Raw genomic sequence first — 24,604 nt, forward strand, 5'->3', positions numbered from 1 at the left:
GTTCAGCTCTTGCCGCGGAACGGCGAAGACAGCGCCCGATCGCTTTCAGCTGCGATGAAATCGAGGATCTCCATCGCCTGCGGGCAATCGGCAAATTCGTCGCGGATCGCAGCGGCCTTTTCGCGGATCGCACCTTCTTCGTCGAACAGCGCCTTATAGGCCTTGCGCACCCGGTGAATGGTGGCGCGATCGACGCCGGCGCGGGTCATGCCGACGACGTTGAGGCCGCCCAGCAGGCCGGGATTGCCGTTCAGCATGCCATAGGGAATGACGTCATAGCTGCAGGCTGATAGCCCACCGATGAAAGCCTGGCGGCCAATACGGGTGAACTGATGAACCGCAGACCCGCCGCCGAGAATCGCCCGGTCCTCGATCTTGACATGGCCAGCCAGCATCACATTGTTCGACAGGATAATGTTGCTGCCGAGCTGGCAATCATGGGCCACATGCGAGTTGGCCAGGAACAGGTTATTGTCACCCACTACCGTATGCCCGCCGCCTTCCACCGTGCCGCAATTGATCGTCACGCCTTCGCGCATCGTGCAATTGTCGCCAATGGTCAGCGTCGTTTCCTCGCCATTGTGGTGGATGCTTTGCGGCTCTCCGCCGATCACGGCATTTGGAAACATCCGGCTGTTCTTGCCAATCACCGTCTTGCCGGTCACGACCACATGGGACAGCAGCTCTGCGCCCTCACCCAGAACCACCTTCGGCCCAATATGGCAGAAGGGTCCGATGCTGACGTTTTCACCGATCACCGCGCCATCTTCGATGACGGCGGAGGGGTGAATGCGGGCGCTGGCCGGAATAGCGGTCATTGGGCTTCCTTATGTATGATCATCGCACCGATATCGGCTTCCGCCGCCAGTGCGCCATCTACCTTGGCATCGCAATGGAACTTCCAGACATTGCCGCGCTGCTTCTGCTTCGTGACATGAAACTCGACACGATCACCGGGCACGACCGGCTTACGGAACCGGGCATTGTCGATTGTCATGAAATAGACCAGATCGCCACCCGTACCAGCCTTGCGCGCGCAAATGGCGCCGGCCGTCTGCGCCATGCCTTCAATGAGCAATACGCCAGGCATGATCGGCTGCTCCGGGAAATGCCCGGTGAACTGCGGCTCGTTTGCCGTGACATTCTTGATGCCGATTGCGGAGTTGTCGCCATCGATATCGATGATGCGATCTACCAGCAGGAAGGGATAGCGATGCGGCAGGAGCTTCATGATCTCCAGAATATCCGCGCGTCCCAACTCTTTCTGCTCAACGGTCATTTTTGCCCCTTTCCGACCTTCGACCTGCCTTCAGACCGGCCCATGACTTGAGCGCAATCCCTGAGGAAATCGCCAAGTGGGCGTGCGGGAATGCCACCGAATTTTTCTCCGGCGGGAAGATCCCCGATCACGCCGCTCATCGCCGCGATCTGAACACCGTCACCTATCTTGATATGGCCGTTCACGCCAGACCCACCGCCAATCAATACGCCATCGCCAATAACCGTGCTGCCGGCAATGCCGACTTGTGCAACGATGCCGCAATGGCGACCGATGCGCACGTTGTGAGCAATCTGCACCTGATTGTCGATCTTCGTGCCTTCACCAATGACTGTATCGTCCATGGTGCCGCGATCGATTGTCGTATTAGCGCCGATCTCGACATTATCCTGAATGATCACGCGCCCGACCTGAACGATCTTCACCATGCCACGCGAGCTTGGCGCATAGCCGAAGCCGTCCTGGCCAATCCGCGCCCCGTTATGGATGATCACGCCGTTGCCGATATAGCTGGCGATAACACTAGAGCCAGCGGCAATCGAGCAGTCCCGACCGATCTTGACGCCGCGCCCAATCACCGCACCTGCACCAATATGGCTGCCTGCGCCGATCTCGACATCCGCACCAACGACCGCCATAGGCTCGACAACGACACCGGCCTCAAGACGAGCGCTAGGATCGACGAAAGCCGCAGGAGAAATCTCCGCAGCTCCATCGCGCGCCACCGGCAAGGGGCGCTCACCTTCCGGATGCAGCCATTGCCCGGCCAGCGCGAACGCGGCATGCGGGTTCTTGATCAGCAGCACGGGAATGTTGTCGGGGATGAGGGAGCGGATCGCCTCATCGCAGAGGATAGCTCCCGCCTCGCAGGTTTCAAGCTCGGCTTTGCTGCGTCGCGACAGGATATAGCAGATATCTGTCGCCTTTGCCCGATACACCGGCGCAACCGAACGGATGACGCGGTCGCCCGCCTCCTCCTGTAACAGTTCCGCCCCAAGACGGACCGCCAGTTCTTTCAAACTGACGCCCGCGTGGGGCGGATAAAAATCTTCATGCTCCATCACACCAATGTCCCAGACGAGTTAATTTGTCTGAGGTTCCGACTATAGAAATCAGAACTGGTTCGCAATGGAGAATCGGAACTGCTGCACCTTGTCGTAGTCTTCCTTGAGGATAGGCTGTGCGTAATCGAAGCGCAGCGGACCAAAGGGCGATGCCCAGATGATACCAGCGCCGACGGATGCGCGCCAAGCCATATCGACACCCTGGGCGCCGCCACTGTTCTTCACGTCATTGCCGTAAAGCGTACCGGCATCAGAGAACACCGCGATACGGAAGCCCGCATCCTGCGGCACGCCCGGAATTGGCATGCTGGCTTCAGCCGAAGCCGTGAAGTAGGTCGTGCCGCCGAGCGCATCGTCGTTGTTGTTCGGCATGCGAACACCAATACCGTTGTTCTCGAAGCCACGGATTTCCTTACCACCGATCTGGAACTGATCGAAGACGTTCAGGTGATCACCCGTCGACATGACGTGACCGGCGCCGACAGACAGCGATCCGATAATATCCTGCTCGTCCGAGAGGCTCTTGAAGATCTTCGCCTTGCCCGACACCTTGTAGAATTCGGAATCACCACCAAGACCGGCAAACTCATGCGTAAACGTCGCGTAAATACCTTCATGCGGCAGGTTACGGTCGTCAAGCGTGTTGTAGGTCAGGGTTTGAGAAACCGATGACACGGTCCACGGGCTACCGTTGATCAGGTTCTGGTACGGAGCGGAAAGCTCGGTCGTCCAATCGTCGACGCCCTTATACTTGATCTGCTTGTAGGTGTAGCGGAACGTCGTCGCCAGGCTTTCGGTGATCGGCGCGGTCACGCGCAGAGTACCGCCCTGTTCGTCGTAGTCGTAGTAGTCGTTGCTGCTCGTGCTGCTCTTGAACAGGTCGAAGCCGACAGCCAACCGGTAACCGAGGAAATAGGGCTCGGTGAAGGACAGGTTGTAGGTCTGGCTATCGTCCGTGCCGGCACCCGCAGCGATGCGGATGTACTGACCACGGCCGAGGAAGTTCTTTTCTTCCACCGACGCTTCCAGGATCAGGCCGTCGCCGCCGACCGAATAGCCAGCACCGATACCGAAGGAGCCAGTCGACTGGTCTTCGACATTGACAACGATGATCACGCGGTCAGGTGCACTGCCCTGAGCCGTCGTGATGTTGACCGAGCTGAAATAACCCAGCGCTTCCAACCGACGCTTGGCGCGGGTGATGACTTCCTGATTGAATGCATCGCCTTCGCTGATGTCGAATTCGCGACGGATAACGTAATCGCGGGTCCGGGTATTGCCCTTCACTTCGATCCGCTCGACATAGGCGCGCTCGCCCTGGTCAACCATATAGGTCACGCCGATCGTGCCATTGCCCATGTCGCGGTTGCCGCGCGGAACGACGCGGGCAAACGGATAGCCCTTGGCAGACACGCGCTGCTGGATCGCTTCCATCGACTTCTGGATTTCGCGGGCGCTGTAGACGCCACCCTGCGAGGTCGTTACCAGACCCTTGAGCTCGTTGGCATCGACGCCTTCGACAGAGCTTTCGACATTGATGTCAGCGAATTTGTAGCGCTGGCCTTCGTCGACGGTGATGTTGATCGTATATTCGTTCGTCTGTTCGTTGAGCGACGCATCCGAAGAAATCACACGGAAATCGGCATAACCGTGATTGTAATAGAACTGACGCAGAGCTTCTTCGTCCGCCTTCAGCTTGTCCTCATTGTAGACATCCTTACGGGTCAGGAAGGACAGCGGATTGGACTTCTTGGTGCTGATGACAGCAGCCAGGCGGCTGTCGCCATAGGCATGATTGCCCGTGAAGTTGATCGAACCGATCTTGGTGCGGTCACCTTCGTTGACGACGAATGCCAAGTTGACACGGCCATTGCCAACCGGCGCGGTCTGCGTGGTGACTTCGACGTCAGCGCGACCAATGGCGGCATAAGCCTGCTTGATGCGGGCGATGTCGGCCTTGATCAGCTCTTCGCTATAGGGACCGAGCGGCTGCGTCTGCACGACGGTCTGGAGCTTGTCGTCCTTGATCTTGCGATTGCCGTTGAACACGACCTGGTTGACCAACTTGTTTTCGTTGACCGTAACCACCAGCGCGCTGCCGGCAACCGAGATCTTCACGTCCGAGAAATAGCCGGTCGCATAGAGGCGCTTGACCGAGTCGTCGACGTCGGAATTTGAGAAGGTCTTGCCAGGCTGAATCGTCAGATTGGAGCGAACCGCCTCCGTTCCAACCCGCGTTGCACCGCGAACGTCGATCCGCTGGATCACGGCCGCATTGGCGACAGAGGCAGAAGCCACAACTGCGAGGCCCGCACTTACCGAAACTACACCAGCAGACAGCGCGACCGCTGATACCGCGTTCAAAAATCTTGAACCAGCCTTCATGTGAACTTCTAACCTTTTTTCCGTTGTCCCTCGGTCTTAAAACCGACTCCGGTCCGATGGTCGTTTTAACCGCTTTTGCTCTACAAGCAAGGCCAGCAGTTAATTTCCATTTACTTCGTTTGCACACGTGGCGTATTCGCCACTCCCAAATTGAAACATCGTAAACAAATCCTTATCAACGATGCCAAAACACCCCTAGCCAATCAACCGGCTGATATCGTTCCACGTAGCGAACACCATCAACGACAGGATCATGACCATCCCCACCTTGAACGCGATCTCCTGCGCGCCGGTGCTGACGGGCTTTCCGCGTATTGCCTCTAGCGCATAGAGGATTAAATGGCCGCCATCAAGCACCGGAACCGGCATAAGGTTCAGTAACCCAATGGAAACCGACAGAACGGCCGCCAACTGCAGCAAGGCGACAACACCAAGCGTCGCAACCTGGCCCGAAGCCTGCGCCACGCGGATCGGTCCACCCAACTGATCAGCGCTCATCCGGCCGGCAAACAGGTTGGTAAGATAGTCATACGTGCTGGTGACGATGTTCCAGGTTTGCTGGACGCCAGCCTGCAGCGAATCGGCAACACCAAGTTTTTCCACACGAAAATTGCCGCTGGCCGCCGTCGTCATGATTCCGATCTGGCCGACTTCCATCTTGTTGCCGAAACGATCGGCTGTTTCCGTGCGCCGCGGCGTCATCTTCAGGTCCAGCTGTGCGTCAGCTCGCTTGACGGTGACGACAACAGGCACCTCGGGCCGCACGCTGACATAACGCACCACGTCATCGAAGGTCTTGACCGCAGTGCCATCGAGCGCCACCAAAACGTCTCCTGGCTGCACACCGGCTTCTGCGGCGGCACTGGCCGGCTTCACCTCGGCCACGACAGGATCGGAAACCGGCTTACCGTAGAGGCTGAAGGTTACCGTAAAAATTAAAATTGCGAGCAGGAAATTTGCAATTGGACCGGCGGCAACCGTCGCTGCCCGCTTCCAGAGTTTGGCTCCGTTCAGGGTGCGGGCCTGGTCTTCGGGGCTAAGAGCCTCGAACTCGGCAGCATCGGTCTTGCTGGAAGCATCGGCATCGCCGAAGAAGCGGACATAGCCGCCGAGCGGAATGGCGCTCAGCTTCCAACGTGTGCCATGACGGTCGTTATAGCCGATCAATTCCGGGCCAAAGCCAAGCGAGAAGGCGAGAACCCTGATGCCGGACCAACGTCCGACCAAATAGTGGCCCATCTCGTGGACGAAGACGATCAGCGACAGGACGAGGACGAAGGGCACGATATACCCCGTCAGAAATCCGATTATCGCCATCTTACATCCTCCTCACACACACCCTACCCGGGTCAGCCCTACATATGGGCCAGAATGACACCTGCGTAAAGCGCGCTTGTCAGCGGCGCCGCATGGCCGCTGCCATCCGGTCACCGGCCGGCAAAATCGAACAGTAAACCACCGACCGAGTCGGTCACGCCGTTATTGACCGCAGCTACCGTCATAGCGATCATAAATGCCGCGAAGCTTGCGGTCGCCAATCCATCGACGCGGTCCATGACGCCACCATGCCCGGGAATAAGCTGGCTCGAATCCTTGGCGCCAAACCGACGTTTGATGAAGGATTCGAACAGGTCGCCCATCTGGCTGCAGATCGACAGCACGAGCGCGAGAACAGGGATCCACCAGCCGGAAACCGAAAAATAGGAGGCGGTCACCGCGTAGCCACCGATCACGGCCGCAATCGTCCCGCCGATGGCACCTGACCATGTCTTGCCCGGCGATATGCGCGGGGCCAGCTTCGGCCCGCCAAGCGTGCGCCCGACGAAATAGGCGAAGATGTCGGTGCTCCAAACCGTAACGAACACAAACAGCATCGCAACAAAGCCAATGGCGTCGTCATCGCGGATTGCAGCCAAGGTAACGATGCTTGCACCGGCGTAGAAAACGCCGCCGGCCAGCCACCAGCGCCAACGGCGCAGCAGCGTCATCAGCATAATGGTCAGAGTGAAACCGCAAAGCAGCGGCAGACTGAGCGCGGGATCGCCAATAACAGCGTTGACCGCAACCACGACCACCGACAGCCAGCCAAGCGCCAGGCCCCGCATGCTGACCTCGGAGAGCCGAGTCATGGTCGACCATTCCCAGAACACCGCAAGACCGATCACGGCAGCAAGCGCCTGAAATGCCAGTCCGCCGACCCAGGTCGTGGCCAGGACCACGGCAAGCATGACGATGGAGGAGAGAATACGCAGCCTGAGTTCACGAGTCATGGAGATCAAGACCCGACAACGGCAGCCGCAGGCGCAAGCCCGCCAAAACGCCTGTTGCGCGTCGCATAGCGCTCCAGGGCTGCCAAGAAGTTTTCCCGGCCGAAATCAGGCCAATATTCCGGCACGAAGACCAGTTCGGAATAGGCAGCCTGCCACAGCAGGAAATTCGACAGCCGCTCTTCTCCGCTGGTGCGGATAATCAAATCGGGATCGGGCATGCCGGCTGTATCCAGCCGTGCTGAGATCGCTTCGGGAGTAATTGCGCTCATCGGCAACAGACCGGCCTGAACATCGCGCATCAAAGCCGACACTGCCCGGGTCATCTCGTCACGCGCACCGTAATTGAAGGCGATGACCAACGTCATGCCCGTATTGGTGGCGGTACCTTCCTCTGCTTCGATCAAAAGCTTGAGGATATCGTTCTTCAGATTCCCGCGTTCGCCAATCACCCGCACCCGCACATTGCGGGAGCGAAGCTCGGCGAGATCGCGTTGCACGAAGGTTTTCAACAACCCGAAAAGGCCGCTGATTTCGGTTTCTGGCCGGCGCCAGTTTTCCGAGGAAAACGCAAACAGGGTCAGATAGCGAATGCCGAGATCGCCGGCCGCCCGCACCACGGCGTGCAGCGATTCCATCCCCTGCCGGTGGCCGTAGGCGCGCGGCATGCCGCGCTGATTGGCCCAGCGACCGTTGCCATCCATAATGATGGCAACGTGTTCAGGGATGGTGGAGAGATCCAAATTCGTCATATCGGGTCCTGCATTGGCGTCGCAGACAAGGCGAGCTGACAGTCTGTTCAAGAATATGGCTGGCCTGGCGAAAATGGTGATTTCGAGAACCGAAGCGCACAAAAGGTGTGTAAGCCAAGGTAAGCACGGAAATTGCCATTTGCAGACGGTCAGCAGCGATTATGGAACGGACTGTCACACAAGGCAAACACTGCAGTTTAGACCTGCATGATTTCCTTTTCCTTTTCCGCAAGCAAGCGGTCGACATCCGAAATCGTGTCATCGGTCATCTTTTGCAGCTTTTCCGACAGACTGCGCGCATCGTCCTTGCCTATTTCGCCGTCCTTTTCCGCCTTCTTCAGGCTGTCCATGCCATCGCGACGAACGTGACGGATCGCCACTTTCGAGTTTTCCGCATAGCCGTGAGCAACCTTGACGAGCGATTTGCGGCGCTCTTCGTTGAGTTCCGGCAGCGGAATGCGCAGGTTCTGGCCATCGACGATCGGGTTGAGGCCCAGATTGGATTCGCGGATAGCCCGGTCGACAGCGCCGACCATGCTCTTGTCCCAGATGGATACGCCGAGCATGCGTGGTTCGGGCACGGTGATGTTGGCAACCGTGTTCAGCGCCACGCGTGAACCGTAGGCTTCGACCATGACGGGATCGAGAATATTGGCCGAAGCGCGGCCTGTGCGCAGCGAAGCAATGTCGCTTTTGAAAGCGTTGATGGCGCCATCCATGCGGCGCTTGATATCGTTGAGATCAATACCTGCAGTCATCTTACAGTCTCCGACAATTCTTGAGTGCCGCCTTGAAAACGTGAAACGGGGCGTCTGTCAATCGGTCCACCCCGTCTATTGTTTGCGTCAATCGTCGCTGACGACGGTTTTGACGCCGCCGCCCTGGAGAATGGCGCCGAAGCCGCCCTTTTCGTGGATGGAGAACACGATGATCGGAATGCTGTTTTCGCGCGCCAGGGCAACAGCGGTGACATCCATCACGGCCAGGCCTTTTTCCAGCACTTCGGCATGGGAAATGCGGTCGAAGCGGGTCGCTGTCGGGTCCTTCTTGGGGTCGGCGGAATAGATGCCGTCCACCTGGGTTCCCTTGAAGATCGCCTGGGCGCCCATTTCCGCCGCGCGCAAGGCTGCGGCAGAATCGGTGGTAAAGAACGGGTTGCCGGTGCCGCCGGCAAAGATCACCACCCGGCCCTGGGACAGGTGATGCACGGCGACGCGCTGCGAAAAGCTCTCGCAGATCTCAGGCATGGCGATGGCCGACAGCACAACCGTGTCGATGTCCAGCTTGCGCAGTGAGGTAGCCAGCGCCAGCGCGTTGATGACGGTGCCCAGCATGCCCATGTGGTCGCCGGTCACCCGGTCACCGCCCTTTGAAGCCACGGCGACGCCGCGGAAAATATTGCCGCCGCCGACCACGACGCCGACCTCAACGCCCATGGCGCGGGCTTCCGCGATGTCACCGGCAATGCGGTCGGCCACAGTGACGTCGATGCCGAAGCCCTGGCTGCCCATCAGGGCTTCGCCGGAAGCTTTGAGAAGAACTCGTTGATAGATGGGCTTGGAGGTCATGGTCTCTCCTGGATGGACCTTGCGGCGTCACGCCTCTTCCCGGATTAAAGCCGTGGAAGCCGGCAGAGACGGCAACGTTGAAATGCGATCGCACGATGAGCCGCAGTCACGGGAAGTGCGCGGGCGCCAGCAATGCCGGATACACGAAGGGCACCGCGTTGTCACGCGATGCCCTTTGGTTTTCCAAGATGGTGTTTCCCAAGATTGGAATGTTTTTAGGTTAAGGCCGATCAGCCCTTGGCGACAGCAGCAACTTCTGCCGCGAAATCGCTTTCTTCCTTCTCGACGCCTTCGCCGAGCAGAAGACGTGCCATGCCCACAACTTCGATGGCAGCACCGGCTTCCTTTTCAGCTTCCTTGATGGCAGCGCCAACCGTCAGGTCGGGGTTGACAACGAAAGCCTGCGACAGAAGAGCAACTTCTTCGAAGAACTTGCGCATGCGGCCTTCAACCATCTTTTCGATGATAGCTTCTGGCTTTCCGGATTCGCGCGCCTGTTCGATGAAGATAGCGCGTTCGCGCTCGGCAACAGCCTGGTCAACTTCTTCAGCGCGGATAGCGAGCGGGTTGGTAGCGGCGATGTGCATGGCAACCTGGCGGCCGATGGACGTCAGAACCTGCTTGTCACCAACAGACTTCAGAGCAACCAGCACGCCGAGCTTGCCGATGCCGTCGCCAGCAGCGTTATGGATGTAGGTGGCGACAACGCCGTGCTCAACTTCGAGCAGAGCGGCGCGGCGCAACGCCATGTTTTCGCCGATGGTTGCAATAGCATCCTTGATGGTGTCGCTGACCGACTTGCCGGTTGCGGGGTAGGTCGCGGCAGCAATGGCGTCAACAGTGCCATCGGTGGTCAGGGCAACGGCAGCAACGCCGCGAACGATATCCTGGAAGGAATCATTACGGGCGACGAAGTCGGTCTCGGAGTTCACTTCGACCACAACGGCTTTATGGCCGGCGCTGGCAACGCCGATCAGGCCTTCGGCTGCGGTGCGGCCGGACTTCTTGTCGGCCTTGGCAATGCCCTTGGCACGCAGCCAGTCGATCGATGCTTCCATGTCGCCGCCGTTCTCAGCAAGCGCCTTCTTGCAATCCATCATGCCTGCGCCGGTCTTTTCGCGCAGTTCCTTCACCATTGCAGCAGTGATCTCGGTCATTGTTTGCCTCTTTGTCTGGTCAGGGGCGGGGCAGGAGTGGATCGACCTGCAACCGGCGCCCGGATTGGGCACGACTTGTACCCGGAAATGTTACAGCGTGATGAAATGTGCTCATCACAGGCGGCCCCAACACGCGGCTGGAAGGTCCCGCAGCCGGCTCTAATCGTGTCCCGCCGACCTCGCCTATACGGCGTCAGGCGACGCGGGCCGTATCTCGGACCGGTATAAGCAGCGGGCCGCCGCACAGCAAATGCTGACGGGCGGCCCATTGAATTCTTGTCGAAGGCGGGCGGACCCGCCTTCCCTCACCGCAGCATCAAGCTTCGGCGGAGCCTTCCAGAGCCGGCTCGATCGGAGCTTCGGCCATGGCGCCGATATCACGGCCCGACGAACCCTGCTGGCGAGCGATACCGTCGATGGCAGCGCGCGAGATCAGATCGCAGTAGAGAGCGATGGCGCGCGAAGCGTCGTCGTTGCCTGGGATCGGATAGTCGATCAGATCAGGATCGCAGTTCGAGTCGATGATGGCGACGACCGGGATGCCCAGACGCTTGGCTTCATCGATAGCGATCTTTTCCTTGTTGGTGTCAACGATCACCATCAGGTCAGGGGTGCCGCCCATGTCGCGGATACCGCCGAGAGCCTTTTCAAGCTTCTCGCGTTCGCGCTCGAGGTTCAGGCGCTCCTTCTTGGTGAAGCCCTGAGCTTCCGAATTCAGGATCTCGTCGAGCTTGCGCAGACGCTGGATCGAATTGGAAATGGTCTTCCAGTTGGTCATCATGCCGCCGAGCCAGCGGGAGTTGACGTAGTACTGAGCCGAACGCTTGGCAGCATCGGCGATCAGGTCAGAAGCCTGACGCTTGGTGCCGACGAACAGAACGCGGCCGCCACGAGCAACGGTGTCGGACACGACCTGCAGGGCGCGCGACAGCATAGGAACGGTCTGAGCCAGGTCGATGATGTGGATGTTGTTACGATCGCCGAAGATGTACGGCTTCATCTTCGGGTTCCAGCGGTGAGTCTGGTGGCCGAAGTGAACGCCAGCTTCCAGAAGCTGACGCATGCTAAAATCAGGCAATGCCATGCCTTTTTCTCCTTTTCCGGTTTAACCCCCGTGAAGCGAACAGCGTTTCCGAAGAAACACCACCGGGCGGAACGGACCGGATGTCTCCCGGCCAATCCCAAGCTTCACGTGTGGAATGCGGGTCGCCTTAGACCGAATTCGGCGTTAAGGCAAGGCTCGCTGTCATAAAAAGCGCAAATGCGCTGCGGCGCTGCTACTTTTGCGACTTGCACACCGCTGGAGGCAAGAGTTCGAGCTTAGACAGTTTGCCGGTCAGGATCACGTCACCATAGTCGAGTGTCAGGTCGCGCGTGACGCCATTGTCGTAGAGGTCGAAGGACTGGGTATAGACCGGCAACTGATCGCCATTGGTCTTGTCGTCATAATAGGCGATCGATACCGGCCAATAGGTCCGTCCAGCCAGCTGATCCTTTGTGTCGCTCAGCCGCTTGGAGCCGCCAAGAACCGTTGTGGTCAGATAGCTCTTGTCACCATCCTCGGTACCGTCGAACACCCGCGCCTCAAAGAAACGACTGCCCTTGCGGGCCTTGTCGATCATTTCGAGCATGTGCTGAGCCGGAAAGCGGGCAGAGGCCATTTCCAGCTCCTTCTTTTGCGGCTCCTTCAGCTCGACGCGCAAACCGTCGGTGCGGGCCGCCGCCTCACCCTTCACGTCCTTGTCGAGCTTATCGTCGGTGAAGCTTTTTGCTTCGAAATCGAACCGCCGTGCCGCCATGTCCTCGAAGGTGCGTACCTGCTGGTCGGTAACGCTCACCTGGTCACCAGTCTCGATTCGCGTAACGAAACGGAAGCTGGTCGTATAGCCATCGCAGGCCGAGCCGTTGAATTCGTAGACCATGCGGCCGCTCATATCATCGACGCCGGATTGGTCGCTCGCCTTCTTCAGGCGAATGTCATAGGTGGCGCGATGGGGCTGTAGCTCGCCGGCTGTTGGCTGTTCGACCTTTGGAGTCGTCATCGCCGTATTGGCCGTCAATGCCAGAACGAGGGCCAGGGTCGCCTGCGGCATGCCTATTCTCCTGTTGCAGTCCAGACGGATGCTAGCGCATAATTTGCAAAACCGGAATCGGTCTGGGGACAAATTTACGCAGGCAGTCAAAAGCCTTAGAGCGCCTTAAGATCTGATATAATCAGATCGACTCTCTAAGTCATTTGTTTGACACATGTCGTTACCGCAAAACCGCTACACACTTTTGCGCGACATGCGTTGGGACGTCATTTCTGCGTCATAGAACATCCACACAGAACGTCCTATAAGACCTGATCTGTCAAAAGCGAGGCGCCTGGCGCGCAAAGCTCAGTTTATCACCACGTTTCCACCAATCTGTTTATCCGGGAAGCCATCATGTCCGACACTATCGACAGCCGCCTCACCGCCCTTGGCATCACCCTGCCCGAAGCCGCCGCCCCGGCTGCCAACTATGTGCCCTATGTCATCAGCGGCAATCTTCTCTACCTCTCGGGCCAGTTGCCCATGGAAGCCGGCAAGATCGCCGTCACCGGTCTTGTGGGCGCCGATGTCGATCTCGCTTCCGCCCAGCGCGCAGCAGAACTTTGCGCCATCAACATCCTTGCCCAGGCGAAATCGGCGCTGTCGGGCGATCTGTCGCGTATCGTGCGCGTCATCAAGCTCAACGGCTTCGTTGCGTCGGGCGCCGGCTTCACCGATCAGCATCTGGTGATCAACGGCGCCTCGAACCTGATCGCCAATGTGCTGGGCGAGGCGGGTAAACACGCCCGCGCCGCCGTCGGCATGGCGGCCCTGCCCCTGAACGCCGCCGTCGAAATCGACGCCATCCTGGAGATCCGCCTGTGACGGATGCAAGCTGGCTCAAGGAAAAGCCCGTCGCCCATCGCGGCTTTCATGACATGAATAAACAAGTCTGGGAAAACACTCTCTCGGCTGCCGCCCGCGCCATCGAGGCCGGTTTTGCCATCGAGTGCGACCTGCAATACACGACTGACAGCGTGCCTGTGGTTTTCCACGATGACGACATGCAGCGCCTGTGCAGCATGACCGGCAATGTGCGAGACCGCACCTCCGCCGAACTGAAGATGATGTCCATCGGCGGCACCAAGGACAAGGTGCCGACGCTGCGCCAACTGCTCGATCTCGTCAAAGGCCAAGTGCCGCTGATCATCGAGCTGAAAGGCCGCCCCGGTGACGACGAAGGCTTTGTCGAGGATGTGCTGGAGGTTCTCTCCGGCTATCAGGGCAAAGTGGCAATGATGAGCTTCGACCATCACCTGCTGAAGGACCTGAAGGCCAATAACTGCCCCTACCCGGTCGGCCTGACCGCCGAAGGCGCCAAGCCGGAAGATTTCTTTGCCCATGACGAGGCCATGCAACTGGGGCTGGATTTCATCTCCTACTGCGTTGCCCACCTGCCCAACAGCTTCATTGAGGCCCAGCGGCAGAAAAACATTCCTGTCATCACCTGGACGGTACGGGATGAAATCATGCGCGAGCGCACCTATACTTATGCGGATCAGATGACATTCGAAGGTTTTGACCCACGCGATAGCGCCAACTCAAAACCCTGAACATGGAGCGGCATGACACAAGAGGTCATCATTCGGGTTGAACCGTCCTTCAAGGCGATTGACCGTGACGCATGGAGCCAGCTTTCCGGTGCCGGCAAGGCATCGAAGGCAAGCGGAGAGGCGGCGCCCCGCGTCGCCTATAACCCGTTCAACAGCTGGGCTTATCTCTCGGCTCTGGAAGAATCGGGGTCCGCCACGGCTACAACCGGTTGGCATGGGCACCATCTGCTGATGGAAGATGGCGACGGGCACTTGCTCGGCGCCATGCCGTGCTACCTCAAAAGCCACAGCCGTGGAGAATATGTCTTCGACCAGGGCTGGGCCGATGCCTTCGAGCGGGCCGGCGGGCAATATTACCCAAAGCTGCAGGTCTCCATCCCCTTCACCCCGGCCACAGGACCGAGACTGATGGTAGCGCCAGGTGTGGACGCCGACAGCGCCCAGGCCTCCCTTGCCTCAGGCCTTGCGCAGATCGCCCGCAAGCTCGGCGTCTCATCAGCCCACGCCACCTTCCTGCCACAGGCCGAACTTGACGCTTTCGAGGATGCCGATTTCCTGCATCGCGTCGACCAGCAGTTCCACTTCATCAACGAAGGCTATAGCGACCATAATGCCTTTCTCGACACGCTCGCATCGCGCAAGCGCAAGGCGCTGAAGAAGGAGCGGCGGGCCGCGCTGGAAAACGGCATCACCATCGACTGGCTGACCGGCTCCGACCTGACGGAAGCGATCTGGGACCAGTTTTTCGCCTTCTACATGGATACTGGCAGCCGCAAATGGGGTCGGCCCTATCTGACGCGCGAATTCTATTCGCTGATCGGCGAGCGCATGGCCGACGATATTCTGCTGGTCATGGCCAAGCGCGACGGACGCTACGTGGCCGGCGCCATCAATTTCATCGGCGAGGACACGCTGTTTGGTCGCCATTGGGGCTGTGTCGAGGACCATCCCTTCCTGCATTTCGAGGTCTGCTATCACCAGGCCATCGATTTCGCGCTGGCCAAGGGGCTGAAAAAGGTCGAGGCTGGCGCCCAGGGCGAGCACAAGCTGGCGCGCGGCTACCAGCCGGTTATGACCCATTCCGCCCATTACATCGCCCATCCGGGCCTGCGCCGGGCAATTGCTGATTACCTCGAGCGCGAGCGCCAGGATGTCGAGCAGATCGGCGCCTATCTCGACGACCACACACCCTTCCGAAAGGGCGACCGCCAGCCCCGTGAGGGCGAGGAAATCGACGGTTGACCTTAACGGAAGCTGCTGCCAACAGAAATCAATCCACTACCGAGGACTTCGCATGACCGACTACGACCCCAGCAATATCTTCGCCAAGATCATCAAAGGGGAAATTCCCTCGGTAAAGCTCTATGAAGACGATGACGCGCTGGCCTTCATGGATGTGATGCCCCAGGCGCCGGGCCATCTGCTTGTCATCCCCAAGCAGGGATCGCGCAACCTGCTGGACGCCGATCCTGCCGTGCTGGCCAAGCTGATGCCCGTGGTGCAGAAACTGGCTGTTGCGGCTAGGCAAGCCTTCGACGCCGATGGCGTCTATGTTGGCCAGTTCAATGAGCCGGCGGCCGGCCAGACCGTTTTCCACCTGCATTTCCACGTCATTCCCCGCCACGATGGCCAACCGCTGAAGCCACACATTGGCGGCATGGAGAATATCGACGTGCTGAAGGCCAATGCCGAAAAGATCAAGGCCTGCCTGTAACAGAGTCTCTGCGGCGAGGGCGTCCCCTCGCCGCTTTGACGCGACCTAAGTAACTTTAGGGCCGAAACTAATCCAGCGGAACCGCCACGAAGCGCAGATCGCCCTGCGGGTTCGCCACCATCAAGTGAATGGCGCGGCGACCATCGGATTTCAGCTTGGCGACCTTCTCAGCCAGGGCATCCGGCGTGGCGACGAATTCCTGAGCGACTTCAACGACGACTTCGCCAACCTTAAGACCCTTCTGGTCGGCTGCAGAGCCCTGCTGCACATCCGTGATCAGCAGGCCCTCGACGCTCTTGGCAATCGAATGGGCAGCCCGCGTCTCATCATCGAGCGCGACAACACTCATGCCAAGCACCGTGCCGGCGTCCGCCTCGTCCTCATCCTCACCGCCGGCCTTGGGGTCGGCCTGCTCGGTTTCCTTGTCCTTCGCGTCCGCTGTCTTGTCCTCAGGCAGTTGCGCCAGCTTCACCTTGAAAGTCTGACGATTGCCGTCGCGGAAGACGACGACATCGAGATCCTGATTGATCGGACTTTCTGCGACGGTGCGCACCAGATCGCGGCTTTCGGCAATATCCTTGCCGGCAAAGGAAATGATCACGTCACCAGTCTTCAGAGGCCCCTTGGCAACTGGACCGCCCTCGATGACGCTGCTGACCAATGCGCCGCGGCCGGTCTTGATGCCAGCGGACTTGGCGAGATCGTCGGGCACCGGCTGGATGCGCACGCCAAGCCAGCCGCGCCGCGTCTCGCCATAATCCCGCAACTGCTTGATGACGTTTTCCGCGAGCTCCGACGGCACGGCAAAGCCGATGCCGATCGAACCGCCGCTCGGCGAAATAATCGCCGTATTGATGCCGATCACCTCGCCGCGCATGTTGAACAGCGGTCCACCGGAATTGCCCTTGTTGATCGCCGCGTCGGTCTGGATGAAATTGTCGTAGGGGCCTGCATTGATATTGCGGCCGCGCGCCGACACGATACCAAGCGTCACCGATCCACCAAGTCCAAACGGGTTGCCGATCGCCATAACCCAGTCGCCGATCCGCATCACTTTCGAATCGCCGAACTTCACCGCCTTCAGCGGCTCCGTCGGCTCGACCTTCAGCAGCGACAGATCCGTCTTGGTATCCGTGCCGATCAGTTTGGCCTGAAGTTTCGAGCCATCGGAAAAGATAACTTCGATATCGTCGGCATTTTCAATGACGTGATTGTTGGTGACGATATAGCCGGCGGGATCGATGACGAAGCCGGAGCCCAGCGAATTGACCTTGTGATTGCTGCCCTTGCCCTGGCGGTTCTTGTAGAAATCCTCAAACAGATCCTCGAAAGGCGAACCCTTCGGCACCTGCGGCAAAGGCGCGGCATCGTCACCATCGACATTCTGCGAAGTGGCGATATTGACGACGGCGCCCAGCAGCCCTTCGGCGAGATCAGCAACCGGGGCGGGTCCGTTCTCGTGCGACGACGTGGCCCCAGCCGTCGGAGCCGACCCCGAAGCGGAAGGGGCCGCCGGCGCCGGCACGGCAGTCTTCATCTGGGCAAACCCTGGTGTGGCCGTAGCCATTGCGCTCAGACTGACGGCAGCCCCGACGAAAACGGAGGTCAGAAGGCTTGCGGCCGTGCTGCGGCGCTTGATCATGGGCTTCCTCATATAGAACTGGTTCCTGCTCGCACGGAGCATAGAGCATTTCGAGGGAAAGTGGGAACCGGTTTCCCATCCGGAAATGCGTAAAAACAATAGGCTAGGTCGTCTTGGTGTTTCGATAAACGAGAGCGTCTGTCAGGTTCGGAGCGAACCGGACAAACGCTCGCGTCTCCTATTTTCGTTCGTCTTTTTGGAAAAACCGGTCTCCGCTTTTGCCTGACAAACACCAGGGTAATCTACCGCTCATGGCGTCAAACCGAAACGGGTTTGCCCCACTTGTTCACGCTATCTTGTGTATGGGGCATCGTGATGGCGTGGCCAAAGCCCGCAATAGAAAAGGGGCCGGACATGTCCGACCCCTCTGTATGGCTTTTAGCGCTGCGCTTACTTCGTGGCGGGTGCTGCCGGCGCCGGGCTTGGGGTGCCTGCCTGCGACCGGAAGTACTTGAAGAACTCCGAGTTCGGTGACAGAACCATGGATGTGCCTGTCGTTCCGAGCGAATGCTCGTAAGCAGCCATCGACCGGTAGAACTCGAAGAAGGCCGGATCACGCTGATAGGCATCGGCAAAGATCCGGTTCCGTTCGGCATCGCCCTGACCGCGCAGGATTTCCGAATCGCGCTGAGCATCGGCCTGAAGCTCGACCACCTGGCGGTCGGCAATGGCGCGGCGCCGCTGGCCTTCTTCATTACCGCGAGCGCGGATCAGTTCGGCTTCGGCCAGACGCTCGGAACGCATGCGAGCATAAGTCTGCTGCGACACTTCCTGCGTAAGGTCGGTCCGGCGAATACGAACGTCCTCGATGGTGATGCCGAGGTTTTCCGCATCCGATTTCAGATCGGCGGCGACTTCCTGCATCATCTGCGAGCGGGCGTCGGAGAGCGCCGCCTCGAAGCCGCGCAGACCGTAGACCCGGCGCAGCGATGCGTCGAGACGGGTGCGCAGTCGAGCTTCCGCCAGATCGCGGTCACCGCCGGAGACGATGCCGATGAAGCGACGAGCATCCGTGATCTTGTAGATCAGGAAAGCGTCGACTTCATAGAATTTACCGCCGGAGACCTGAACGCGGATGTTATCCAGATCAAAACGGAGCGACTGATCCGAGATGATCTGCACCTTGTCGGCGCCGGAGAAGGCAAACGGCAGTTTGAAGTAGAGGCCGGGCTCGTTATAGACGGCCTTGATCTGGCCGAAACGCACGACCACCGCCTGCTGGCGCTGGTTGACGACGAAGATAGACGAATAGACCAGCAACAAAATGATCGCGAGGCCAATTAGGAAGGCGGGAAGACGATTGGTCATCTTACTTGCCTCCCTGTGCCGGCTGGCTGCCCATGCGGCCGATTTCGTTCAAGGGCAGATAGGGCACGACGCCCTGGCCCTGCTCGTCGACAATCACCTTGTTGGACTTCTTCAGGACCTGCTCCATGGTTTCGATATAAAGCCGCTTGCGGGTCACATCAGGCGCCTTGGTATACTGGTCGTAAATCGAGACGAATCGTTGCGCCTCGCCTTCGGCTTCCTTCACGACGCGGTCCTTGTAGGCAGCCGCCTCTTCGCGGATCTGTGCCGATTGGCCGCGGGCCTGACCGAGCTTCTGGTTGGAATACTGGTTGGCCTCTTCGACGAAACGGTCTTCGTCCTGCTCGGCACGCTGCACTTCATCGAAAGCGTCAGCAACTTCGCGCGGCGGTGCCGCATCCTCGATGGCCACGGAGTTGATGGAAATGCCGGAACCGTAGCTGTCCATCGTGCCCTGGATGATATTGCGTACGTCAACGGCAATCGACTGACGCGCATCGCGGAAGATGTCCTGGGCAGGCCGACGACCAACGACTTCACGCATCGCACTTTCGGCAACCTGCTGCAGGGTCTGCGGCGGCGTTTCCAGATTGAACAGATAGGCCTTGGGATCGCTGACCGTATAAAGCACGGAGAACTGCACGTTGACGATGTTCTGGTCGCCGGTCAGCATCAGGCCAGCCGTGGAATTGGACGCGACCTTGGCGCCGATATTCTGCTGCTGCTCCGTGACCTTGACCTTCTCGACTGTTTCGAGCGGCCAGAGATGGAAATGGAGGCCAGGCGCTGAAATCTCGTCCTTCGGCTTACCGAAGCGCATTTCGACGCCGCGCTCATCCGGCTGCACCGTATAGACGGCCTGGGTCAGCCAAAGGCCGACGACGCCAAGCGCAATGAGAAGCCCCATACCGCCGCTAAAGCCGCCGGGCACGAGGTTCTTGAACTGGTCCTGGCCGCGCTTGATGATGTCTTCCAGATCCGGTGGCTGTTTTCCGCCGCCGCCATTGCCGCGTGGACGGTTCGGCCCCTGCCCCCACGGCCCTCCCTGATTGTTATTGCCACCGCCGCCGCCCCAAGGGCCGCCGCCGTTCTGATTACTCCAAGGCATCAAAACCTCTTTTTCTGAGATGCTCCCAACAGCGCCATGGAGTGTGAGTACCCGGCATGGTGCTGCAAAACCTCTAGTTTCCTGCACAAACAGCGCTGCCGGCCCTTCGGCCGAACATTGTCGTGCAAAGGCCCGCAACGGCGCCGCAAACAGGCATCCACCCGGATTATCACCGTTATAGGGATCGCGACCCCGGCTTTCAACGAAAACGCCCTAACTTCTTCGATTTCTATGGAAATAAACGGTTACGATGCCGGTTTTCGCCGATAGATCACGTAGCGGGTGGGAAAACTGTCGCGCTCGCCGGCGGGAAAGCGCTCTTCCGCCACTGGGTCAAACATATCGAGATCGACCGGCGGAAAGAAAGTATCGCCATTGGCAATTTTGACTTCCACATGGGTAACGTAGAGACGATCGGCGAGCTGCAGCGCCTGACGATAGATCTCGCCGCCGCCGATCACGAAAATCTCGTCGACGCCGGTGTCCTCGGCAGTCTCACGAGCGCGCTCCAGCCCCTCTTCAAGACTGCGCACCGTCTCGACCATGGGCATGACAATCTCAGCGCTGCGGCTGATGACGACATGCGGCCGACCGGGTAGCGGTCGCGAACCGAAACTTTCGAAGGTCTTGCGGCCGAGAACCAGCGGCTTGCCGAGCGTCAGCGCCTTGAAACGCTTTAGATCGGTGCTCAGTTTCCAAGGCATATCGCCGTCACGGCCGATGACGCCATTGGTCGAAACCGCCAGAACAATCGAAATCAGCGCCATAACCTGCCCTTTGCAATCACGATAACCGGATTGGTTTCACAAGCAGCACCCATCGTCCATAGAAAAAGCCGCCGTCAGAAGACGGCGGCCACTTATCCATAGGAACCTAGCTCATTTGAACCAGGATTATTCCTTGCCCATGGCCGCATCGGCGCTGAGCGGGCCGGGACCGGCAAAAACCAAGTAGAAGAACACGAAGCAGAACAGGATCGCCGGTTCGCCGTGATTGTTCATCGGGTAAAAGCCCATCTGCGCATGGACAAGAAAGTAGGCGACGGCGCACATGCCCGATGCGATGAAGGCTGCCGGGCGGGTGAAGAGGCCGATGGTGATCAGCACGCCGCCGACGAGCTCGATACAACCTGCGATCCAGGGCAGCGACATCGCAGCCGGGTGCATATCCGACGGCGGGAAGCCCAGAAGCTTGCTCATGCCATGCTCGAGAAACAGCAGGCCAGCCATGATGCGGACGATGCTGAGGATGGTTGGAGCCCATGGGCTAAGACGCTTGAAGAACATCAAAGATTTACCTTTTCAAAAAAGTGGATGGCGGACGAAAACCACACCTGCGGCATTCTGTCACTCAAACTTTCGATAACATAACCGTGAAAGGAAACTTTACCGTGATTAAACTGAAAATGGAACTCTGGCGACAGCATCTACAACTCAATGTCATGATGAAATCCAAAGAAAATTGGCACCGTCCCTTAAAGCACTAGCGACGACCATCGACGCCACAGACGGAAAGCCCAACTCACGCTGGCCGATAGCCGTTGCGCTCCGGGAATGGCCACGCCGAAAGCACATCTAGATCCGGCCTGAAAATCTCGACTTTCAGCGGATAGCAGGCTGCCGTGTCGCTGGAATGGGAAGCGCTGCAATCGCCGCCAGGGCAAGCCGACAGCGCGCCAAGTAGATCAATCTCAGCAAACATTTCCAAGTAATCGCCCGGCCGCACCGGGCTCGCTTTCATGAAATATTGATGCGTATCTTTGGTAAAGCCAGTGCACATGAAGACGTTGAGCACGTCATGCACATGCGGCTCCGCATCCCGAAAACTGAGCCCCTTCGTCGCAGCCAAGGCGTTGCAGAGGTTGGAGTGGCAGCAATGGTGATAATCGCCACCGCTCAACAGCCTGTTCGTGTAGGGATCGCAACGGGTGCCGATGACATCGTGAATCCCGCCTCCGTCAGCATCGAACCCATACCAGGACAGCGTATCCTCGCTGATCGTCGCCATCGGCCTCAGCGACGGCAGATTGCTCCAGAGGCGGTCACCAACCGACACATGCGTGGCATGCAACGCCCGAGTCTTGCCGCTGAAAAACCGCTCCGTCAGGTCCTGCGCATTCCAGAGGTTGAGATCGCCCACCTGGGCGCCCTCTACGCTGACGATGCGGAAGAAATGACCCTTCGGCACGGTAAAGCACCGGCCATCCCTCGGCGGTACGATTACCTCGTCGATCTTTTCCATCCGCTGCTTGGCCTTGCCGAGAAGCGCGAGATCGGGCGCCACAAGCGTGCCATTGGGATAGACGACCACGGGCTTTGCGGCACGGCGGGCATCGGCGTCAGCAGGGGCGGGAGAGGCAGGAAGAGCTGGCATGATCTGGCCGTTCTTGAGAGTGATGATGGGGCTAAAGCGTGTCGCCGTGAGTAGGATTCACGGCGACACGCTTTAGCTCTTCTTTTGTCGCATGTACGTTATCGTTTAATTGCGGGCAATTAAACGCGACATGCTTTAGTGTCGCGGAATTCGCGACTGAAACAAGAGAGCTTCTTCTTGCGCAAAGGCTAAGTCTGGCTTAGCCATTAGCCCATGAAATTACCTCCCCTTACCGCATTGCGGGCCTTTGAAGCAGCGGCCCGCCTGGAAAGCTTCGCCCGCGCCGCCGATGAACTCGGCACGACTGCCGCTGCCGTCAGCCAGCATGTGCGGGCACTGGAGGATTGGCTCGGCCAGCCACTGTTCGAACGCCGCCCACGCGGCGTGACGTTAAATGGCGATGGCAGAACATTCGGTGCCGAAGTCTCGAGTGGGCTGGGCCTGATTGCCACGGCAGCGGCGCGCCTGAAGGCCGCTTCGAAGCACGAGACGGTGACGCTCGCCTGTCTGCCTTCGGTCGTCACCCATTGGTTAGGACCGCGCCTGCCGGGCTTCCGTCAGCTGTATCCGGAAGTCCAGGTGACCATCAGCTATGCAGCCGCCCAGGCTGTCAGAGCACAGGATATCCAGGCCGATCTTCTGCTCTGTCACGGCGTAAAGCCACACCCTGGTGCCCGCAAGATCCTGAGCGGCGAGACCCAGGCAGCCGCCTCGCCCGCCTTTCTGGCGTTGAAAGGCCCTTTCCAACACCCGGCGGACCTGCTCCAGGCAGACTTGCTGCATGATGAGACGGTGGACGGTTGGCGGCGCTGGTTCGAGACAGCGGGCCTGCGTGGGACGGTGAAGCCAGGACCGATCTTCGCCGATTTTACGCTGCTGCGCAGTTCGCTGCTGGCCGGACTCGGTGTTGGGCTCTGCCCAATCGCGCTGATCGAAGAGGATCTGGCTGAAGGTCGGCTGCAACTGCTGTTCGACCACGGCAGCGACCTCGACCGCGCCTATTGGCTGGTGGAACGCCAGCTGCTATCCCCGGCGGCGACACTGATGCGCGATTGGCTGATCCGCGAGGCGGAGGGCTTATAGTGCATCGGACCGAAAAGTGGGCACCGGTTTTCGGAACAATCCGATGCCAGACAAAAAACTAGAGCAACGCCAGGCCCGCGCCCAGCACCCCGAGCGAAACCAGCACGCCGACGATGATCCGTTGGCCTCCGGCAAGAAAAGCGCCAAAACCGATGGCCGTCGCGGCAAGCCGCAACCACAGCGGTGAGTGCTCAAGCACGCCAGTGGGAAACACGATCAGCTTGGCCGTGACAGCCATGACCAGGGACGTTGCGACCGCCTTCACCCAATATAGCGCTTCCGAACCTTCTTGAAGCCGGTTGCCGGCGACAACGCCGAGCCAGCGCCACAGATCGGTTGCCAGAAAGCCCGCGACGATGATCACCACATAGGGCCAGTAATCCGCCATCACAGCTCCTCCGCAACGTTTTCGGCGGGACTGATGGCGGAGGGTTCGCCGCGGCGGCGGCGCATCTGCCGGTCGATGAGATAGGCTAGCGTGCCGCCGCCGAGACCGGCAATCAGGATGTCGAAGCCAGGCAGCAGCACCGCCAGCAATGGCCCCGAAACGATGCCGATCACGAAGGCGATCTTCACCACCCGCTGCTTGCCTGTCGCCCAGATCGAGGCGACGAAATAGACCGGCGTCAGGAAGAACAACAGCCCGGCCACGAGCGGCGGAAAGCTCGACACCAGCCCGTAGCAGATCCCGACCAGCAGCGTATTGACCGCAACCAGGGTGATGCCGAAGCCGGCGAAGAAAGCGACACGCCCTTCCCTTGGCACCGTCTTCAGATGGCCCATGGCATAGACCCAAGCGGTGATGGCCACAAAATGCGAGAGGATCAGCAGCAGCCAGGTCGGCGTACGCTGGCTGCGCATTTCAGGCACCAGCGACGCCACCATGGGCATCATCCGGATCGATGATAGCGATACGGCGAGAAAGCAGGCCAGCAGATTAGCGCCGCTCGACATCATGCCGATCAGGATCATTTTGGCCGGCAGCGCCCAAATGATCACAGTCATGAACATCGCCTCGTTGCGGCTGATGCCGCTTTGCAGGGCAAAGCCGCTGAAGCCGATGAAGGACACCATCAGGATCATTGCAGGAAGGCTGAACAGGCCACGCATGCCGGTGAAAAACCAAAGGAGCTGGCTACGTTCGTGGCCATCCGGCTCGACGGAAATGGAAGAGGACATGAAATCGATCGTGATTGACAGGGTTCGTCAGGACGCGGTTTGCCTTAACAGACATAAGAAGACAAGGGGATCGCGGGTGAGAGGGAGGAATTGACGT

26 protein-coding genes are annotated in these 24,604 nt (G+C 59.2%); 6 read left to right on the plus strand and 20 right to left on the minus strand.

What is annotated here, in order from left to right; translation table 11 throughout:
- Positions 1-2: 2 nt before the first annotated feature.
- The 12 genes from lpxA to BJF91_RS11845 all read right to left on the minus strand — a co-directional run bounded on the left by lpxA (position 3) and on the right by BJF91_RS11845 (position 12,565).
- Entirely contained in the window at positions 3-818 is an 816-nt protein-coding gene (lpxA, locus tag BJF91_RS11790) for an acyl-ACP--UDP-N-acetylglucosamine O-acyltransferase (protein ID WP_075614723.1), read from the minus strand.
- On the minus strand, positions 815-1,279 hold the full coding sequence (gene fabZ, locus BJF91_RS11795) for a 3-hydroxyacyl-ACP dehydratase FabZ (protein ID WP_075614724.1): 465 nt from the start codon (positions 1,277-1,279) through the stop codon (positions 815-817). The genes lpxA and fabZ overlap by 4 nt, the downstream gene beginning before the upstream one ends.
- Positions 1,276-2,340: a UDP-3-O-(3-hydroxymyristoyl)glucosamine N-acyltransferase gene (gene lpxD, locus BJF91_RS11800; RefSeq protein WP_075614725.1), complete on the minus strand. Its 1,065-nt coding sequence runs from the start codon at positions 2,338-2,340 to the stop codon at positions 1,276-1,278. The genes fabZ and lpxD overlap by 4 nt, the downstream gene beginning before the upstream one ends.
- Before the next feature lie 51 nt (positions 2,341-2,391).
- On the minus strand, positions 2,392-4,728 hold the full coding sequence (bamA, locus tag BJF91_RS11805; RefSeq protein ID WP_075614726.1) for an outer membrane protein assembly factor BamA: 2,337 nt from the start codon (positions 4,726-4,728) through the stop codon (positions 2,392-2,394).
- 195 nt (positions 4,729-4,923) lie between these two features.
- Positions 4,924-6,045 carry an RIP metalloprotease RseP gene (gene rseP / locus BJF91_RS11810; protein ID WP_075614727.1) on the minus strand — a complete coding sequence of 374 codons (1,122 nt, stop codon included), beginning with the start codon at positions 6,043-6,045 and terminating at the stop codon, positions 4,924-4,926.
- Between the two features lie 110 nt (positions 6,046-6,155).
- Positions 6,156-6,998 carry a phosphatidate cytidylyltransferase gene (locus BJF91_RS11815; protein WP_075614728.1) on the minus strand — a complete coding sequence of 281 codons (843 nt, stop codon included), beginning with the start codon at positions 6,996-6,998 and terminating at the stop codon, positions 6,156-6,158.
- A gap of 5 nt (positions 6,999-7,003) precedes the next feature.
- Positions 7,004-7,747, minus strand: coding sequence for an isoprenyl transferase (locus tag BJF91_RS11820; RefSeq protein WP_075614729.1), 744 nt, complete (start codon positions 7,745-7,747; stop codon positions 7,004-7,006).
- 197 nt (positions 7,748-7,944) lie between these two features.
- Positions 7,945-8,505, minus strand: a complete 561-nt coding sequence (gene frr / locus BJF91_RS11825) for a ribosome recycling factor (RefSeq protein WP_075614730.1) — start codon at positions 8,503-8,505, stop codon at positions 7,945-7,947.
- A gap of 87 nt (positions 8,506-8,592) precedes the next feature.
- The gene (gene pyrH, locus BJF91_RS11830; RefSeq protein WP_075614731.1) at positions 8,593-9,315 is read right to left on the minus strand and encodes a UMP kinase; all 723 of its coding nucleotides are present in this window, start codon (positions 9,313-9,315) and stop codon (positions 8,593-8,595) included.
- A 230-nt stretch (positions 9,316-9,545) separates the two neighbouring features.
- Positions 9,546-10,472 carry a translation elongation factor Ts gene (gene tsf / locus BJF91_RS11835; protein ID WP_075614732.1) on the minus strand — a complete coding sequence of 309 codons (927 nt, stop codon included), beginning with the start codon at positions 10,470-10,472 and terminating at the stop codon, positions 9,546-9,548.
- A gap of 316 nt (positions 10,473-10,788) precedes the next feature.
- Entirely contained in the window at positions 10,789-11,556 is a 768-nt protein-coding gene (gene rpsB, locus BJF91_RS11840) for a 30S ribosomal protein S2 (RefSeq protein WP_075614733.1), read from the minus strand.
- A 193-nt stretch (positions 11,557-11,749) separates the two neighbouring features.
- On the minus strand, positions 11,750-12,565 hold the full coding sequence (locus BJF91_RS11845) for a cell envelope integrity EipB family protein (protein ID WP_075614734.1): 816 nt from the start codon (positions 12,563-12,565) through the stop codon (positions 11,750-11,752).
- Positions 12,566-12,901: 336 nt separating this feature from the next.
- Here BJF91_RS11845 and BJF91_RS11850 point away from each other — a divergent pair, with 336 nt between their 5' ends.
- Genes BJF91_RS11850 through BJF91_RS11865 form a run of 4 tightly spaced genes read left to right on the plus strand, consistent with a single transcriptional unit; the run spans position 12,902 to position 15,814 of the window.
- On the plus strand, positions 12,902-13,372 hold the full coding sequence (locus BJF91_RS11850) for a RidA family protein (RefSeq protein WP_075614735.1): 471 nt from the start codon (positions 12,902-12,904) through the stop codon (positions 13,370-13,372).
- Entirely contained in the window at positions 13,369-14,100 is a 732-nt protein-coding gene (locus BJF91_RS11855) for a glycerophosphodiester phosphodiesterase (RefSeq protein ID WP_075614736.1), read from the plus strand. The genes BJF91_RS11850 and BJF91_RS11855 overlap by 4 nt, the downstream gene beginning before the upstream one ends.
- 12 nt (positions 14,101-14,112) lie before the next feature.
- A complete protein-coding gene (locus BJF91_RS11860) occupies positions 14,113-15,342 on the plus strand; it encodes a GNAT family N-acetyltransferase (protein ID WP_075614737.1) in 1,230 nt (409 codons plus the stop codon).
- Between the two features lie 52 nt (positions 15,343-15,394).
- Positions 15,395-15,814, plus strand: coding sequence for an HIT family protein (locus BJF91_RS11865; protein ID WP_075614738.1), 420 nt, complete (start codon positions 15,395-15,397; stop codon positions 15,812-15,814).
- 67 nt (positions 15,815-15,881) lie between these two features.
- On the opposite strand, the gene BJF91_RS11870 is transcribed toward BJF91_RS11865, so the two are convergent.
- From BJF91_RS11870 to BJF91_RS11890, 5 genes are all read right to left on the minus strand, one after another.
- Positions 15,882-17,456, minus strand: a complete 1,575-nt coding sequence (locus BJF91_RS11870) for a Do family serine endopeptidase (protein WP_407639880.1) — start codon at positions 17,454-17,456, stop codon at positions 15,882-15,884.
- Between the two features lie 390 nt (positions 17,457-17,846).
- A complete protein-coding gene (hflC, locus tag BJF91_RS11875) occupies positions 17,847-18,764 on the minus strand; it encodes a protease modulator HflC (protein WP_075614740.1) in 918 nt (305 codons plus the stop codon).
- 1 nt (position 18,765) lies between these two features.
- Positions 18,766-19,872, minus strand: coding sequence for an FtsH protease activity modulator HflK (gene hflK, locus BJF91_RS11880; protein WP_075614741.1), 1,107 nt, complete (start codon positions 19,870-19,872; stop codon positions 18,766-18,768).
- Between the two features lie 245 nt (positions 19,873-20,117).
- Positions 20,118-20,639 carry a dihydrofolate reductase gene (locus BJF91_RS11885; RefSeq protein ID WP_075614742.1) on the minus strand — a complete coding sequence of 174 codons (522 nt, stop codon included), beginning with the start codon at positions 20,637-20,639 and terminating at the stop codon, positions 20,118-20,120.
- A 126-nt stretch (positions 20,640-20,765) separates the two neighbouring features.
- Positions 20,766-21,071, minus strand: a complete 306-nt coding sequence (locus BJF91_RS11890; RefSeq protein WP_407639881.1) for a DoxX family protein — start codon at positions 21,069-21,071, stop codon at positions 20,766-20,768.
- Positions 21,072-21,074: 3 nt separating this feature from the next.
- Here BJF91_RS11890 and BJF91_RS25000 point away from each other — a divergent pair, with 3 nt between their 5' ends.
- Complete coding sequence (locus BJF91_RS25000) at positions 21,075-21,242, plus strand: hypothetical protein (RefSeq protein WP_162843857.1); 168 nt, start codon at positions 21,075-21,077, stop codon at positions 21,240-21,242.
- A 151-nt stretch (positions 21,243-21,393) separates the two neighbouring features.
- Here the strand turns inward: BJF91_RS25000 and BJF91_RS11895 are convergent, their stop codons facing one another.
- On the minus strand, positions 21,394-22,245 hold the full coding sequence (locus tag BJF91_RS11895; protein WP_075614744.1) for an urea carboxylase-associated family protein: 852 nt from the start codon (positions 22,243-22,245) through the stop codon (positions 21,394-21,396).
- Between the two features lie 213 nt (positions 22,246-22,458).
- Here BJF91_RS11895 and BJF91_RS11900 point away from each other — a divergent pair, with 213 nt between their 5' ends.
- On the plus strand, positions 22,459-23,328 hold the full coding sequence (locus tag BJF91_RS11900) for a LysR substrate-binding domain-containing protein (protein ID WP_075614745.1): 870 nt from the start codon (positions 22,459-22,461) through the stop codon (positions 23,326-23,328).
- A 58-nt stretch (positions 23,329-23,386) separates the two neighbouring features.
- Here BJF91_RS11900 and BJF91_RS11905 read toward each other — a convergent pair whose 3' ends face one another.
- Complete coding sequence (locus BJF91_RS11905; RefSeq protein WP_139310673.1) at positions 23,387-23,716, minus strand: AzlD domain-containing protein; 330 nt, start codon at positions 23,714-23,716, stop codon at positions 23,387-23,389.
- The gene (locus BJF91_RS11910) at positions 23,716-24,507 is read right to left on the minus strand and encodes an AzlC family ABC transporter permease (RefSeq protein ID WP_075614747.1); all 792 of its coding nucleotides are present in this window, start codon (positions 24,505-24,507) and stop codon (positions 23,716-23,718) included. The genes BJF91_RS11905 and BJF91_RS11910 overlap by 1 nt, the downstream gene beginning before the upstream one ends.
- Between the last annotated feature and the right edge of the window lie 97 nt (positions 24,508-24,604).

This window comes from Gillisella taibaishanensis (assembly GCF_001938985.1).
GTDB classification, from domain to species: domain Bacteria; phylum Pseudomonadota; class Alphaproteobacteria; order Rhizobiales; family Rhizobiaceae; genus Allorhizobium; species Allorhizobium taibaishanense.

Excerpts from the sequence above, each read along its gene's own strand:
- lpxA (WP_075614723.1), bottom strand. The coding sequence starts at position 818 with ATGACCGCTATTCCGGCCAGCGCCCGCATTCACCCCTCCGCCGTCATC.
- fabZ (WP_075614724.1), bottom strand. The coding sequence starts at position 1,279 with ATGACCGTTGAGCAGAAAGAGTTGGGACGCGCGGATATTCTGGAGATC.
- lpxD (WP_075614725.1), bottom strand. The coding sequence starts at position 2,340 with ATGGAGCATGAAGATTTTTATCCGCCCCACGCGGGCGTCAGTTTGAAA.
- bamA (WP_075614726.1), bottom strand. The coding sequence starts at position 4,728 with ATGAAGGCTGGTTCAAGATTTTTGAACGCGGTATCAGCGGTCGCGCTG.
- rseP (WP_075614727.1), bottom strand. The coding sequence starts at position 6,045 with ATGGCGATAATCGGATTTCTGACGGGGTATATCGTGCCCTTCGTCCTC.
- BJF91_RS11815 (WP_075614728.1), bottom strand. The coding sequence starts at position 6,998 with ATGACTCGTGAACTCAGGCTGCGTATTCTCTCCTCCATCGTCATGCTT.
- BJF91_RS11820 (WP_075614729.1), bottom strand. The coding sequence starts at position 7,747 with ATGACGAATTTGGATCTCTCCACCATCCCTGAACACGTTGCCATCATT.
- frr (WP_075614730.1), bottom strand. The coding sequence starts at position 8,505 with ATGACTGCAGGTATTGATCTCAACGATATCAAGCGCCGCATGGATGGC.
- pyrH (WP_075614731.1), bottom strand. The coding sequence starts at position 9,315 with ATGACCTCCAAGCCCATCTATCAACGAGTTCTTCTCAAAGCTTCCGGC.
- tsf (WP_075614732.1), bottom strand. The coding sequence starts at position 10,472 with ATGACCGAGATCACTGCTGCAATGGTGAAGGAACTGCGCGAAAAGACC.
- rpsB (WP_075614733.1), bottom strand. The coding sequence starts at position 11,556 with ATGGCATTGCCTGATTTTAGCATGCGTCAGCTTCTGGAAGCTGGCGTT.
- BJF91_RS11845 (WP_075614734.1), bottom strand. The coding sequence starts at position 12,565 with ATGCCGCAGGCGACCCTGGCCCTCGTTCTGGCATTGACGGCCAATACG.
- BJF91_RS11850 (WP_075614735.1), top strand. The coding sequence starts at position 12,902 with ATGTCCGACACTATCGACAGCCGCCTCACCGCCCTTGGCATCACCCTG.
- BJF91_RS11860 (WP_075614737.1), top strand. The coding sequence starts at position 14,113 with ATGACACAAGAGGTCATCATTCGGGTTGAACCGTCCTTCAAGGCGATT.
- BJF91_RS11865 (WP_075614738.1), top strand. The coding sequence starts at position 15,395 with ATGACCGACTACGACCCCAGCAATATCTTCGCCAAGATCATCAAAGGG.
- BJF91_RS11870 (WP_407639880.1), bottom strand. The coding sequence starts at position 17,456 with ATGATCAAGCGCCGCAGCACGGCCGCAAGCCTTCTGACCTCCGTTTTC.
- hflC (WP_075614740.1), bottom strand. The coding sequence starts at position 18,764 with ATGACCAATCGTCTTCCCGCCTTCCTAATTGGCCTCGCGATCATTTTG.
- hflK (WP_075614741.1), bottom strand. The coding sequence starts at position 19,872 with ATGCCTTGGAGTAATCAGAACGGCGGCGGCCCTTGGGGCGGCGGCGGT.
- BJF91_RS11885 (WP_075614742.1), bottom strand. The coding sequence starts at position 20,639 with ATGGCGCTGATTTCGATTGTTCTGGCGGTTTCGACCAATGGCGTCATC.
- BJF91_RS11890 (WP_407639881.1), bottom strand. The coding sequence starts at position 21,071 with ATGAGCAAGCTTCTGGGCTTCCCGCCGTCGGATATGCACCCGGCTGCG.
- BJF91_RS25000 (WP_162843857.1), top strand. The coding sequence starts at position 21,075 with ATGCTCGAGAAACAGCAGGCCAGCCATGATGCGGACGATGCTGAGGAT.
- BJF91_RS11895 (WP_075614744.1), bottom strand. The coding sequence starts at position 22,245 with ATGCCAGCTCTTCCTGCCTCTCCCGCCCCTGCTGACGCCGATGCCCGC.
- BJF91_RS11900 (WP_075614745.1), top strand. The coding sequence starts at position 22,459 with ATGAAATTACCTCCCCTTACCGCATTGCGGGCCTTTGAAGCAGCGGCC.
- BJF91_RS11905 (WP_139310673.1), bottom strand. The coding sequence starts at position 23,716 with ATGGCGGATTACTGGCCCTATGTGGTGATCATCGTCGCGGGCTTTCTG.
- BJF91_RS11910 (WP_075614747.1), bottom strand. The coding sequence starts at position 24,507 with ATGTCCTCTTCCATTTCCGTCGAGCCGGATGGCCACGAACGTAGCCAG.